This window comes from Caulobacter sp. RHG1 (genome assembly GCF_013181195.1).
GTDB lineage: Bacteria > Pseudomonadota > Alphaproteobacteria > Caulobacterales > Caulobacteraceae > Caulobacter.
Map to the genome: position 1 here is coordinate 48070 of NZ_SMZP01000002.1, position 12637 is coordinate 60706.

The 12637-nt window shown below is 68.6% G+C and carries 11 protein-coding genes; 5 read left to right on the forward strand and 6 right to left on the reverse strand.

Translation table 11 applies throughout. The features are described from left to right. Positions 1-59: 59 nt before the first annotated feature. On the reverse strand, positions 60-530 hold the full coding sequence (gene secG / locus E1H18_RS04145; RefSeq protein WP_172263996.1) for a preprotein translocase subunit SecG: 471 nt from the start codon (positions 528-530) through the stop codon (positions 60-62). Positions 531-693: 163 nt separating this feature from the next. Here secG and E1H18_RS04150 point away from each other — a divergent pair, with 163 nt between their 5' ends. Both E1H18_RS04150 and E1H18_RS04155 read left to right on the forward strand, forming a co-directional pair. Beyond that, positions 694-1209 (forward strand): GNAT family N-acetyltransferase, encoded by a 516-nt coding sequence (locus E1H18_RS04150; protein WP_172263998.1) that lies wholly within the window; start codon positions 694-696, stop codon positions 1207-1209. Between the two features lie 360 nt (positions 1210-1569). After that, on the forward strand, positions 1570-3816 hold the full coding sequence (locus E1H18_RS04155; RefSeq protein ID WP_172265619.1) for a DEAD/DEAH box helicase: 2247 nt from the start codon (positions 1570-1572) through the stop codon (positions 3814-3816). Positions 3817-3868: 52 nt separating this feature from the next. On the opposite strand, the gene E1H18_RS04160 is transcribed toward E1H18_RS04155, so the two are convergent. Then, positions 3869-5050, reverse strand: a complete 1182-nt coding sequence (locus E1H18_RS04160) for an NAD(P)/FAD-dependent oxidoreductase (protein WP_172264000.1) — start codon at positions 5048-5050, stop codon at positions 3869-3871. 55 nt (positions 5051-5105) lie between these two features. Continuing rightward, the gene (locus E1H18_RS04165; RefSeq protein ID WP_172264002.1) at positions 5106-6941 is read right to left on the reverse strand and encodes a methyl-accepting chemotaxis protein; all 1836 of its coding nucleotides are present in this window, start codon (positions 6939-6941) and stop codon (positions 5106-5108) included. A gap of 169 nt (positions 6942-7110) precedes the next feature. On the opposite strand from E1H18_RS04165, the gene E1H18_RS04170 reads away from it, so the two are divergent. After that, positions 7111-8451: an Hsp70 family protein gene (locus E1H18_RS04170; protein ID WP_172264004.1), complete on the forward strand. Its 1341-nt coding sequence runs from the start codon at positions 7111-7113 to the stop codon at positions 8449-8451. A gap of 63 nt (positions 8452-8514) precedes the next feature. Here E1H18_RS04170 and E1H18_RS04175 read toward each other — a convergent pair whose 3' ends face one another. The 3 genes from E1H18_RS04175 to E1H18_RS04185 form a co-directional block, all read right to left on the reverse strand. Beyond that, a complete protein-coding gene (locus tag E1H18_RS04175; protein WP_172264006.1) occupies positions 8515-8841 on the reverse strand; it encodes a hypothetical protein in 327 nt (108 codons plus the stop codon). Between the two features lie 104 nt (positions 8842-8945). Then, positions 8946-10013, reverse strand: a complete 1068-nt coding sequence (gene rsgA / locus E1H18_RS04180) for a ribosome small subunit-dependent GTPase A (protein ID WP_172264008.1) — start codon at positions 10011-10013, stop codon at positions 8946-8948. Between the two features lie 150 nt (positions 10014-10163). Beyond that, complete coding sequence (locus E1H18_RS04185) at positions 10164-11066, reverse strand: LysR family transcriptional regulator (RefSeq protein ID WP_172264010.1); 903 nt, start codon at positions 11064-11066, stop codon at positions 10164-10166. 129 nt (positions 11067-11195) lie between these two features. On the opposite strand from E1H18_RS04185, the gene E1H18_RS04190 reads away from it, so the two are divergent. Together E1H18_RS04190 and wrbA are read left to right on the forward strand one after the other, a co-directional pair. Next, positions 11196-11894 carry a pirin family protein gene (locus E1H18_RS04190; protein WP_172264012.1) on the forward strand — a complete coding sequence of 233 codons (699 nt, stop codon included), beginning with the start codon at positions 11196-11198 and terminating at the stop codon, positions 11892-11894. Positions 11895-11973: 79 nt separating this feature from the next. Next, positions 11974-12573, forward strand: a complete 600-nt coding sequence (wrbA, locus tag E1H18_RS04195) for an NAD(P)H:quinone oxidoreductase (protein WP_172264014.1) — start codon at positions 11974-11976, stop codon at positions 12571-12573. Positions 12574-12637 lie beyond the last annotated feature (64 nt).

Consider the following 12637-nt stretch of genomic DNA (forward strand, 5'->3'; position numbering starts at 1 on the left):
CAAGTTTCGACCCCCGAGGTCACCCGCGGGGGTCGGACGGAAGCCTTCGAGAGAAGACGTTAGGGCTTGGGCTGCTCGGCCGGGGCCGAGGCGGCGGGCGCCGGAGCCGCCGGGGCTTGAGCGGCCGGCAGGTTGAACTGCGGCGTCGGAGCCTGGATGGCGCCCGGCTGGGCGTCGGCCGGAGCCGTGGTGGCCGGCGCGGTCGGCGTGGGCGCTCCTGGGATGGGAGCGGCCGGGGCGTTCAGCGTCTTGGAATCCAGGTTCTGCATGTCCAGGCGATCGACGATCGAGCCGCCGCTGTTGCTGCGGCCGGTCAGGATGGTGAGGATCAGGCTGATCACCAGGAAGATCGAGAACAGGATCCAGGTGATGCGAGTCAGCAGGTCGCCGGCGCCGCGGGCGGTCATGAAGCTGCCAGAGTTGCCGCCGCCCATGCCCAGCGCACCGCCTTCGGAGCGCTGCAGCAGGACCACCCCGATCAGACCGAGGCAGACGATGATGTTGATGGCCAGCAGGACGCCGATAAGCATGCGAATGTGTTCTCGATCCGGGCGCGGTCAAAAAGCCGCGCGAAAAACGAAGCGGCCCCTCTATCACTAGAGACGGCTCCACGCCATAGCTGGGAAGCCTACCCTGGATCGCAAGATCTGTCGCAGCCTTCCACGCAGCCCTCAAGCCCAGCTTCCGGACCGCATGATCCTCGAAACCGAACGCCTGTCCCTCAGCCCGCTCAAGCCTGAAGACGCAGCCCTGATCTATCCGTTCTTCAGCGACGCCGAGGTGATGTCCAACCTGGACCAGGAGCCGATCGAGGATCCCGACGAAGTCACAAGCCGCGTCGCCGCCCAGGTCGAGCAGATGACCGCCGGCGCCGCCGAGTACTGGTCGATCCGCCATACGACGAGCGGCGCGTTCCTGGGCTATTGCGAATTCATCGACATCGACAAGCGGCACGACCGCGCCGAGATCCGCTTCGTGATCGCTCGCCTGGGCTGGGGCCAGGGTTTCGGCGCCGAAGCCGTCAGCGCCCTCCTCGCCCATGCCGCCGCCGGCGGCCTCAAGAGCCTGGTCGCCAGTATCCACGTCGGCGACAACCGCGCCGAACGCCTGATGGAAAAACTGGGCTTCAAGGCCGAGGGCTATCTGAAGGGCGCCGTGCATCGGGATGGCGAACGGCGTGACCGGCGGCTGTATGGGTTGACGCTGTAAGGACGGCACAGCCCCCCTCCACCGGCTTCGCCGGCGGATGGGCCTGCCCCGGGTCGCGCGAAGCGCCAGAGGATAAGCTCCGCGGTCAGGTGCGGGCCTGCGCCGAGCTCGGCCGGCGTCACTGTGAAGACACAGCCCTGGCCTGAACTGCGACAAATTGGCAGCAACGCTTGCCTTTGCCCCCGACACAGCGGCATAAGACGGCTCATCGAGCCCCCTTCCGCGCGGAGGGGGCTATTTTCGTTGGAATTCGACCAAGAAGCGGTCCGAGGGAAGCGTTCAAGGCTTCAGGGGCCCGATTTGGTCATTGGCGCGAGCCACGCGTTTTTGTGTGCGTGGCCGCAAATGAACTGGACCAAGATGCCCTTCCCCGCCTCCCACCCCGCTCTTGAGCGGGCTCTCGCCGCTCAGGGTTATGCCGAGCCCACCCCCGTCCAGGCCGCCGTTCTGGCCGCCGACGCCGCCGAGCGCGACCTGCTGGTCAGCGCCCAGACCGGCTCGGGCAAGACCGTCGCCTTCGGTCTCGCCGCCGCGCCGACCCTGCTGGGCGAGAACGAAGTCTTCCACCGCGCCGCCGAGCCGCTGTGCCTGGTCATCGCCCCGACCCGCGAACTGGCCATGCAGGTCAATCGCGAACTGACCTGGCTTTATGCCGAAGCGAAGGCCGTGGTGGTCAACTGCGTCGGCGGCATGGACGCCCGTCGTGAGCAGCGCGCCCTGAACTACGGCGCCCACATCGTCGTCGGCACCCCGGGCCGCCTGCGCGACCACATCGAGCGCGGCCACCTGGACCTGTCCAAGCTGCAGGTCGCCGTCCTCGACGAGGCCGACGAGATGCTGGACATGGGCTTCCGTGAGGACCTGGAGTTCATCCTCGACGCCGCCTCGCCCGAGCGTCGCACCCTGCTGTTCTCGGCGACCCTGGCCCGCGACATCGTCGAACTGGCCAAGCGCTATCAGAATGACGCCGTCCGCATCGACACCATCGGCCGCAACGAGCCGCACCGCGACATCGAATATCGCGCCGTGCGCGTGGCCCCCAATGAGGTCGAGCACGCCGTCGTCAACCTGCTGCGCTTCTTCGAAGCCCCCGGGGCCCTGGTGTTCGCCAACACCCGTGAGAGCGTCCGTTCGCTACACGCCAAGCTGCGCGAGCGCGGCTTCGCCGTCGTCGGCCTGTCGGGCGAGCTGAGCCAGCGCGAACGCGCCGACGCCCTGCAGGCCCTGCGCGACGGCCACGCCCGCGTCTGCGTCGCCACCGACGTCGCCGCCCGCGGTCTGGACCTGCCGGACCTGGGCCTGGTCATCCACGCCGAGCTGCCGATCAACAAAGCCACGCTGCTGCACCGTTCGGGCCGCACCGGCCGCGCCGGCAAGAAGGGCGTCTCGGCCCTGGTCGTCCCCTACACCCGCCGCCGCAAGGCCGAGCAGCTGCTGTTCGCCGCCGGCGTCGAGGCCGAATGGGGCGGCGCCCCCAGCGCCGACTCGATCCGCGAGAAGGATCAGGAGCGTCTGCTCGAGGATCCGATCTTCGCCGAAGCCTCGACCGAGGAAGACATCGCCTTGGCCGAAGCCATGCTGGCCAAGCGCACGCCGGTGGAAATCGCCGCCGCGCTGATCCGCACTCGCCGCGCCAAGCTGCCGTCGCCGGAAGACATCTATGACGATCCGCGCCACGGCGCCGATCCGGGTCCGCGTTCGCGCGAACCTCGCGAGCCGGGCGAGCGCTTCGAGCGTCCCGAGCGCGAGCCGCGCGTCAGCATGGACGGCTCGGAGTGGTTCCGCATCAGCGTCGGCCGTCGTGGCAACGCCGATCCGAAGTGGCTGATCCCGATGATCTGCCGCCTGGGCCATATCACCAAGAAAGACATCGGTTCGATCCGGATCTTCGACTACGACACCAAGTTCGAGATCTCGGCCGAGGCGGCCACCAAGTTCGGCGCGGCCGCCCAGGCCACGGTGCGCGAGGACGTCTCGATCACCCCGACGACGGCTCCGGCCGCCCGCGAAGCCGGTCCGCGCCGTGAATATGCGCCGCGTCCGCCGCGTGGTGAGAACGACGGCCCGCGTGAGTACAAGCCGCGCGCGCCGCGTGAAGACGCCCCTCGTGCGCCCCGCGCCAACGCTCCGGGCTCGCGCGACCACACCCCGCGTCCGGCCGCCTATGGCGACGACGGCTTCAGCAACGCCAAGCCATACGGCCGCGGCGAAGAGCCCAAGGGCGACTACAAGCCCCGCCGCGCCCCGCGCGACAACGACGCGCCGCGTGACTTCAAGCGCGACAACGACGCCCCGCGCCCCTACTCGCCGCAGGACAGCGAAGGCGCTCCCAAGCGCGCCTTCAAGCCGCGCCACGAGGCCGGCGCTGAGGCTCCCCGTGAGTTCAAGCCCCGCGCGCCGCGTGCGGACGGCGATTTCGCCAAGAAGCCGTTCAAGAAGGCCTTCAGCGACAATGCCGCCGGCCCCAAGCCCTACGCCAAGCCGTATGCCGGCAAGCGCGACGGCGACGGCCCCGCCAAGCCGTTCAAGGGCCCAAAGCCCTTCAAGAAAAGCTTCGACGCCAAGCCCGGCGCCAAGCCGGCCGGTAAGCCGTTTAAGAAGAAGTAGATGATGAAAGCCTCTCCCGCCCGGGAGAGGCTTTTTTCTTTAGGCGCGCCGTTCAGACGCTCTGGCCGGCCGACCAGCCCGACGCCCAGGCCCACTGGAAGTTATAGCCGCCCAGCCAGCCGGTGACGTCGACCACCTCGCCGATGAAGTAGAGTCCCGGGACCGCCTTGGCTTCCAGGGTGCGGGAGTCCAGCGCATCGGTGTCGACCCCGCCCAGCGTCACTTCCGCGGTGCGATAGCCTTCCGAGCCCACCGGCTTGAACGTCCAGGCGTTGACCGCGCCGGCCAGGGCGCCCAGCACCTTGTCCGAACAGTCGGCGATGTTGCCTTTGCCGGCGGCCTCTTCGTCGGCGATGATCTGCGCCACGCGCTTGGGCAGCAGGGTCGCCAGCACCGTCGCCACCGCCTGGCGCGGCGTGGCCGTGCGGGCGGCCTTCAGCTTGGCCAGGGCGTCGACGCCCGGCGCCATGTCGACCCGGATCTCGTCGCCCTCGCGCCAATAGGACGAGATCTGCAGGATCGACGGCCCCGAAAGGCCGCGATGGGTGAACAGCATGCCTTCCTGGAACTTGGTCTTGCCACGGCTGACCACGGCGTCCAGCGCCACGCCCGACAGCGGGACGAGTCGCGCCAGCATGCCGGCCTCGAAGGTCAGCGGCACCAGGGCCGGACGGGTCTCGATGATGTTCAACCCGAACTGCTTGGCGATATCGTAGCCCAGGCCCGTCGCGCCCATCTTCGGGATCGACTTGCCGCCGCTGGCCACCACCAGCGAGGCGCACCGCACCGCACCGGACGACAGCGTCACGTCGTAGCCGGCGTCGGCCTTGGTCACGCTCTGCACGACCGTCTCCAGCCGCAGCTTGACGCCGGCGGCCTTCATCTCGGTCAGCAGCATGTCGATGATCTGCTTGGCCGAGCCGTCGCAGAAGAGCTGCCCCAGCGTCTTCTCGTGATAGGCGATGCCGTAGCGCTCAACCAAGGCGATGAAGTCCTTCGGCCGGTATCGGCGCAGAGCCGACAGGGCGAACTTCGGGTTGGCCGACAGGAAGTTATGGATGCTGGCGCCGGTGTTGGTGAAGTTGCACCGCCCGCCGCCGCTGATGCGGATCTTCTCGCCCGGCGCCTTGGCATGGTCGACGACCAGCACCGAGCGGCCGCGCTTGCCCGCCTCGATGGCGCACATCATGCCGGCCGCGCCCGCGCCGATCACCAGAACGTCGTAGTTTTCCAAGGTCTTCCCATCACTTGCCCGGTCCCGTTCGAGCCGAGCAAGCGCCGGAAGTCAATCAGCCCACGCGGCGATGGCCCGGACGCGAGGCGATCTGGGGCCTCGCCGCCTGACTGACCTCGAAGCGGCCGATCATCCGCGTCAGGCCGGCGATCTCGCCCTTCAGGGCGTGGCTGACGGCGGTGGACTGCTCGACCATGGCCGCGTTCTGCTGCACGCCCTGGTCCATCTGGTTGACGGCGGTGTTGACCTCGTTGAGGCCCCGCGCCTGCTCACTGGCCGAGCTGGCCAGCTCCGAGACCAAGGCGTCGATCTCGCCGACCTTCAGCACGATGCCGTCCAGGGCCTCGCCGGTCTGGCCGACCAGCCGCACGCCCTCGTCGACCTGCTGGGTCGAGGCGGCGATCAGGCTCTTGATCTCGCGCGCCGCGTCGGCCGAGCGCTGGGCCAGGGCCCGCACCTCTTGGGCGACGACCGCGAAGCCCTTGCCGCTGTCACCGGCGCGCGCGGCCTCGACGCCGGCGTTCAGGGCCAGGAGGTTGGTCTGAAAGGCGATCTCGTCGATCACGCCGACGATGTTGCTGATCTGAGCCGAAGACTGCTCGATGCCGGTCATGGCCGCCACCGCGCCACGCACCACGCGGCCGGAGGTCTCGGCGTCGGCGCGGGTGGCGGTGACCACGCGGCTGGCCTCGCCGGCCCCTTGCGAGGCGCGGCGCACGGTGGCGGTGATCTCGTCCAGGGCCGCGGCGGTCTCTTCCAGGCTGGCGGCCTGCTGCTCGCTGCGGCGGGCGGTGTTGTCGGCGGCGGCGGCGATCTCGTCGGCGCTGGAGCCCACCGCCCCGACCACGGCGACGATGCCGCCCATGGCTTCGTCCAGCTGGGCGATGGCGGCGTTGAAGTCGGTCCGCACAGCCTCATAGGCCGAGGGGAAGGCGTCGGTGACCCGCACGGTCAGGTCGCCGTTCGACAGCCGCGACAACGCATTGGCCAGCCGCTCCATGACGAAGACCTGCTCGCGCGCGGCGGCGGAGGTCACGGCCTCGCTGCGGGCCCGTTCGCTGTCGGACGCAGCGCTGACCCGGGCCTGCTCGGCCTGGGCCGTGCGCAGAGCCACGGCGTTGTCCTTGAACACCTGGACGGCGCGGGCCATCAGCCCGACCTCGTCCTGACGCCCTGCCCCGACGACCGAAACGTCCAGCTGGCCGTCGGCGAGGCCTGTCATAGTCCGCGACAGCGATCGCACCGGCCGCGAGATCTTGAACGACCCGATATAGAGCGCAAAGCCCATGCCGCAGGCGGCCGCCCCCAGGCCAAACAGCAGGGTCAGCCAAGAGCCGGCCTTTGCCGACTGGCTGGCGCTCTCGACCATGGCGGCGGTGTCCTTGTTGTAGACATCGCCCCAGGCCTTGCCCTCCTTGGCCAGGCCGTCGATGGCCGGGTCCAGCCGCGCCAGCACGCCCGCCGCGCCGGCGTCGTCGTTCTTCAGCCCTAGGTCGGCGGCAGAACGGGCGTCGGCATAGGCCGCGTCCAGCTTGGTCTTGATGCCGGCGGTGTACTCGGCGGTCGAGGGATCGACGGCAGTGATCTTGTCCAGGCTCTCGGCGCCCTCGGCATAGACCTTGTCCAGCTCCTTCGACGCCGCGCTGGCCTGGTCGGAGGCGCCGTCATAGGTCACCACCCTGTGGGCCGCGTAGCCCATCATGCTGATCCGACGCAGGAAGCGGGCCGACTGGATCTCGGCCGGCGAGCGCTGGGAGACCAGCACCTCCGTCGCCGCATCCGCGCGCTTCTGCTGCCAGACGCCGAGGCCCGCGCAGGCGACGGTCGCGATCGCCAGCACGGCGGCCGGCAACAGAACCTTGGACGAGATCTTCAGATCGTCGAGCTTCATCGCCGTACTCCCCCTGCACCCTAGACCCGGAGAAACCGGTGTCAGGTCGAATCGTGTTCGCCGACCGTTGACGCGAAGGGTCCAGCCGGGACGGTAAATGCGGCCTTAAGGCGCTCGTCACTTGACCTTCGTCAGAGAGACGGTACGACGCTCGCCCCTCCTCCCCAGAATGATCGAGCCCGCAATGACGGCCACCCTTATGCCGTCGACCATCGGCGTCGACTTCGGCACCACCAACACTGTCGTGTCGCTGACCTTCGGCGACGACGCCGCCAAGCTGGTCCGCTTCCAGCTGGACAACCGCGACCTGTTCGCCTTCCGCTCGGCGCTCAGCTTCCACAGCGTCCAGGGCGAGGGCGGCGGGGTCAACGAACGCGTCGTCGAGGCCGGCCCGTGGGCCATCGAGTCGTATCTGGAAGATCCGCTGGAGACGCGGTTCATCCAGTCGTTCAAGACCTTCGCGGCCTCCCAGGCCTTCACCGAGACCCGCATCCTCAACAAGCGCTACCTGTTCGAGGACCTGCTGGCCGCTTTCCTGCTGCGCCTGAAGGACCACGCCGCCGGCCAGCTGGACGCCCTGCCCCCGCGCATCATCGTCGGCCGCCCGGTGACCTTCGCCGGCTCCTCGCCCAACGAGGGCCTGGCCCTCTCCCGCTACGAGGAAGCCTTCAAGCGCCTGGGCTTTTCCGACATTCGCTACGCCTACGAGCCCGTCGGCGCAGCCTTCTTCTTCGCCCGCCAGCTGAAGCAGGACGCCACCGTGCTGGTCGCTGACTTCGGCGGCGGCACCTCGGACTTCTCGCTGGTCCGCTTCGAGCGCGACGCCGACGGCACGCTGCGCTCCACCCCGCTGTCGCGTTCGGGTGTCGGCGTCGCCGGCGACGCCTTCGACTACCGGATCATCGACCAGCTGGTCTCGCCGGAGCTGGGCAAGGGCTCGGAGTACCGCTCGTTCTCCAACAGCCTGCCGATCCCACAGCGCTACTACGCCGCCTTCGCCCGCTGGGACCAACTGGCCCTGCTGCGCGCCTCCAAGGACATGCGCGACATCCGCGCCCTGGAGCGCACCGCCGTCGAGCCCGACAAGATCGCCGCCCTGATCGAGGTGCTGGACGGCAACCACGGCTACGCCCTCTACCGCTCGGTCTCGGCCCTCAAGGAAGCGCTGTCCAGCCAGACGGAAGCCACCTTCCGCTTCGAGGCCGGCTCGGTCCACATCGAGAAGCCCGTCCAGCGCACTGAGTTCGAGGCCTGGATCCAGCCCGAACTGACCGCCATCGAGACCGCCGTCGCCCAGGCCCTGGACAGCGCCGGCCTCACCGAAGCCGGCGTCGACCGCGTCTTCCTTACCGGCGGCAGCTCCTTCGTCCCCGCCGTCCGCGACATCTTCCTCCGCCGCTTCGGGGCGGAGAAGATCGAGAGCGGCGGCGAGTTCGAGTCGATCGCGTCCGGCCTGGCGCTGATCGGGCGCGAGAAGGATCTGGAGCTGTGGACGATGCGGGCGGGATGAGGGAGACCTGCCAGGCAGGCTCCCTCGACCGCGTACTGATGGGCGGCGCCAGACTTTGGCGAGCTAGGGCGCTTCGGCCCCAGTCTCGCCTTCGCGAAACTCGTCCGCGCCGATGAAGGCGACACCCTCTTCGTCCAGGACCCACGCGCCCAGGAAGGCGACGTGCGACGGGTCGACCTCTTCGTCGATCAGATCGCCGTCATAGAGACCCACGGTGCTGAAGTCGAAATCCAGCGACAGCTGATGGGCCATGCCGACCATTTCCTCGGCCATTCGCCGGGAATAGCCTAGGGCCTCGCTCTCGTTGGAAAAGTCGTCGCTCAGGGTGCTGACTTCCGCCGCATCGCTGCCTTGGGTCGCGGTGGTCGTGACGATGGTGAAGGCGGGCATGGGCGTCTCTCTTGAGTCAGGAAACTCCCACCTAGCCCGCTTTGCCCGTAAGCGAGCGCTAAATCTGCGGGAGCGACTGTTGACCGGTCGGACCGCCTGTCGGCTCAATCCCCGCCTCGCGCATCCTTCTTGCTGGTGCGGTAGGCCTTCTGAAGCTTGGCCAGGCGGCGGCGTTCGGCCTCCTTGGCGAGGCGTTCGGCCTTGGCTTCGATAGCCGCCAGTTCGGCGCCGAGCTTCTTGAAGTGGGCCCACCGGGCGGGGTCGAGCGCGCCGCTGTCCAGAGCCCCCCGCACGGCGCAGCCAGGCTCTCCGGTATGGGCGCAGTCGTTGAACTTGCAGGTCTCGATCAAGCGCTCGATGTCGTCGAACACCACGCCCAGGCCTTCCTCGGCGTCGATCAGGCCCACCTCGCGAATACCAGGCGTGTCGAGGATGAGGCGGCCGCCGGGCAACAGGACAAGCTGGCGATGGCTGGTAGTGTGGCGGCCCTGGTCATCGGTCTCGCGGATCGCCTGGGTGGCCATGAGATCCTCGCCCAGGAAAGCGTTGACCAGAGTGGACTTGCCGACGCCGGACGAGCCGACCAGCACGCAGGTTTCGCCCGGCGCCACCTGGGCCAGCAGGGCGTCCAGACCCTGGCCGCGCCGCGCGGAGACCGTCAGCACCGGGCAGCCGGCCGCCAGAGCGGCGATCGCATCGACCTGCCCTTGCTGATCTTCGGCCAGATCGGCTTTCGTCAGCACCACCACGGGTCGCGCCCCGCTCTGCCAGGCGGCGGCGAGGTAGCGTTCGATCCGGCGCGGATTGAGATCGGCGTTCAGCGAGGTGACCACGAAAGCCACGTCGACATTGGCGGCGACGACCTGAAGGGTCTGGACGCTATCGGCCGCCCGGCGAACGAAAGCGCTCTGGCGCGGCAAGATGGCGTGAATCGTCGCGGTGTCTTCGACGCCCGGCGACAGCGCCACCCAGTCGCCGACGGCCGGATGATCGACTTCCCGCGCTTCGTGAAACAGGCGGCCCGAAGACTTGGCCCGCAACGCCCCCTCGTCGGTCACCACCTCATATCCGTCGCGATGCTGGGCGACGACCCGGCCAGGAATATGACCGGCGCGCGCGTGCGGCGCGAAGGCCCTGGTCGCCGCGTCGGACCATCCATACTGCTCGATCAAGCGCTGACTTTCACATCGCCAGCGCGCCGTCGCGGTTCGCCTTCTTCCTTTTAGGGCGACGAGCCGACGGCTGCTAGCGACCAATGGGCTGAACGCCTCAGGAGTTGGGGTGTCTGCGGAACCGCCGGCGACGCCGTGTGCGTCCGCCCCCTAGCCTCTCGCCCCCAGCGCCTTGGTCAGGTAGGCCGCCAGCGCCTCCACCCGCGCCGGCCTGGGGCCGCCCGGCGGCATGACCAGGTGCAGCGCGATCGGGGTCGCAGTCCAGTCGATCAGGACCTCCTCCAGCTGCCCCGCCGCTATGGCCGGGCCGACGATGAAGTCGGGAAGCACGGCCACGCCGACGCCGGCGATCAATGACGGCACCAGGACGTCGCCGTTGTTGGCGCGGATTACCGATCTCGGGCGGATCGAGGTCTCCTCGTGGGCGGCGCGCTTGAAGCGCCAGGTCTCGGGCGAGGCCTGATGGCCGTAGGTGACGCCGCGGTGTTCGGCGAGGTTGGCCGGATGCGCAGGGCGGCCGTGTGCGTCCCAATAGGCTGGCGAGGCCACGACGTGACGCTTCACTGCGCGCAGCCGGCGGGCGACCAGCGAGCTGTCGGGAAGGTCGGCCACGCGCAGGGCCATGTCGAAGCCCATGCCGACGAGGTCGACGGTGGCGTCCGACAGATGCAGGTCGACCGAGACCTCCGGATAGGCTTCGAAGAACCCGGGCAGCACGGGACCCAGGGTGGTGATGCCCAGCGACATCGGCACGGCGATCCGCACCACGCCGCGCGGGGCCGACGATTGGTGCGAGGCCTCCTCCTCTGCGGCCTGAGCCTCGGCCAGCACGCGCGTCGCGCGCTCGACCAGGGACTGGCCGGCGTCGGTCAGGGCCAGGCGGCGCGAGGTGCGGTTGAACAGGCGCGCGCCCAGGCGCTCCTCCAGCCGGGTAACGGCCTTGGAGACGGTGGCCTTGGACATGGCGAGATCCTCGGCGGCGGCGGCGAACGAGCGCAGCTCCACCACCTTGGCGAACACGGCGAGGCCTTCGAGATCGGGAAGCTTGGACATGGAAGAAGCGTAGTTTTGGAAACGATAGGTTTCAACAGTTTCCATTTAAGAATTTCGGCCGACGCCTATCTTCTTCCTCAACAGGACGCGCCGACGCGGCGCTCTCTCGAAGACAGAAAGGTTAGAGCCATGATCGATCGCAGACCCTTTGACGCTCTCGGCGGCGCCAACCACGGCTGGCTGAACGCCAAGCACCACTTCTCGTTCGCCAGCTACTACGACCCCAAGAACATGAACTGGGGCGCGTTGCGGGTGTGGAACGACGACGAGATCGCCCCCAACACCGGCTTCCCGCCGCACCCGCACAGCGACATGGAGATCATCACCTACGTCCGCGACGGCGCGATCACCCACCAGGACAACCTGGGCAACAAGGGCCGCACCGAGGCTGGCGACGTCCAGGTGATGAGCGCGGGCACGGGCATCCGTCACTCGGAGTACAATCTCGAGCCGGAAACCACCCGGATCTTCCAGATCTGGATCGAGCCCAAGACCTTCGGCGCCGCGCCGTCGTGGGGCGCCAAGCCGTTCCCCAAGGGCGACCGCTCGGGCAAGTTCGTGACCCTGGCTTCGGGCTTCAAGGACGATGTCGACGCCCTGCCGATCCGCACCGACGCCCGCGTTCTGGGCGCGACGCTGAAGGCCGGTGAAAGCACGACCTACGCCCTGGGCAAGGATCGTAGCGGCTATCTGGTCCCGGCCGTCGGCGTGGTCGAGGTCAATGGCGTCAAGCTGAACGCCCGCGACGGCGCCGGCATCAAGGACGAGGACGTCATCACCGTCACCGCCCTGGAAGACGCCGAGCTGGTGCTGGTCGACGCCGCCTAAGCTTACAAGAAACGGACGCGAGGAACCGTTAGCCTCGCGTCCGACCTTCTAACCCGACATTCACTTCACGGAGGCCCTCATGGCCAAGGTTCTGGTTCTCTATTACTCGTCGTACGGCCACATCGAGACCATGGCCAAGGCGGTGGCCGAGGGAGTCCGCGAAGGCGGCGCGGCCGTCGACATCAAGCGGGTTCCGGAGACCGCGCCGCTGGAGGTCGCCCAGAAGGCGCACTTCAAGCTCGACCAGGAGGCTCCGATCGCCAAGATCGAGGACTTGGCCGACTACGACGCTATCATCGTCGGCGTGGGCACGCGGTTTGGCCGGATGAGCTCGCAGATGGCGGCGTTCCTCGACCAGGCCGGCGGCCTGTGGGCCAAGGGCGCGCTGAACGGCAAGGTCGGCGGGGCCTTCACCTCGACCGCCACCCAGCACGGCGGCCAGGAGACCACCCTGTTCTCGATCATCACCAACCTGCTGCACTTCGGCATGGTGGTGGTGGGCCTGGACTACGGCCATGCGGGCCAGATGACCCTGGACGAGATCACCGGCGGCAGCCCCTACGGCGCCACGACCATCGCCGGCGGCGACGGCTCGCGCCAGCCGACCGAGAACGAACTGGTCGGCGCCCGCTACCAAGGCCGCAAGATCGCCGAGACGGCGGTGAAGCTGCACGGCTGACCCTGTTTCGCCGCTCGCGCCCTCCCCCAGGGCGGGCGGCCTGGTCAGCCGTCGAACCGCCCCG

What these genes read in the sequence shown, in the direction of transcription:
- secG (WP_172263996.1), bottom strand. Translation starts at nt 530, where the DNA reads ATGCTTATCGGCGTCCTGCTGGCCATCAACATCATCGTCTGCCTCGGT.
- E1H18_RS04150 (WP_172263998.1), top strand. Translation starts at nt 694, where the DNA reads ATGATCCTCGAAACCGAACGCCTGTCCCTCAGCCCGCTCAAGCCTGAA.
- E1H18_RS04155 (WP_172265619.1), top strand. Translation starts at nt 1,570, where the DNA reads ATGCCCTTCCCCGCCTCCCACCCCGCTCTTGAGCGGGCTCTCGCCGCT.
- E1H18_RS04165 (WP_172264002.1), bottom strand. Translation starts at nt 6,941, where the DNA reads ATGAAGCTCGACGATCTGAAGATCTCGTCCAAGGTTCTGTTGCCGGCC.
- E1H18_RS04170 (WP_172264004.1), top strand. Translation starts at nt 7,111, where the DNA reads ATGATCGAGCCCGCAATGACGGCCACCCTTATGCCGTCGACCATCGGC.
- E1H18_RS04175 (WP_172264006.1), bottom strand. Translation starts at nt 8,841, where the DNA reads ATGCCCGCCTTCACCATCGTCACGACCACCGCGACCCAAGGCAGCGAT.
- E1H18_RS04185 (WP_172264010.1), bottom strand. Translation starts at nt 11,066, where the DNA reads ATGTCCAAGCTTCCCGATCTCGAAGGCCTCGCCGTGTTCGCCAAGGTG.
- E1H18_RS04190 (WP_172264012.1), top strand. Translation starts at nt 11,196, where the DNA reads ATGATCGATCGCAGACCCTTTGACGCTCTCGGCGGCGCCAACCACGGC.
- wrbA (WP_172264014.1), top strand. Translation starts at nt 11,974, where the DNA reads ATGGCCAAGGTTCTGGTTCTCTATTACTCGTCGTACGGCCACATCGAG.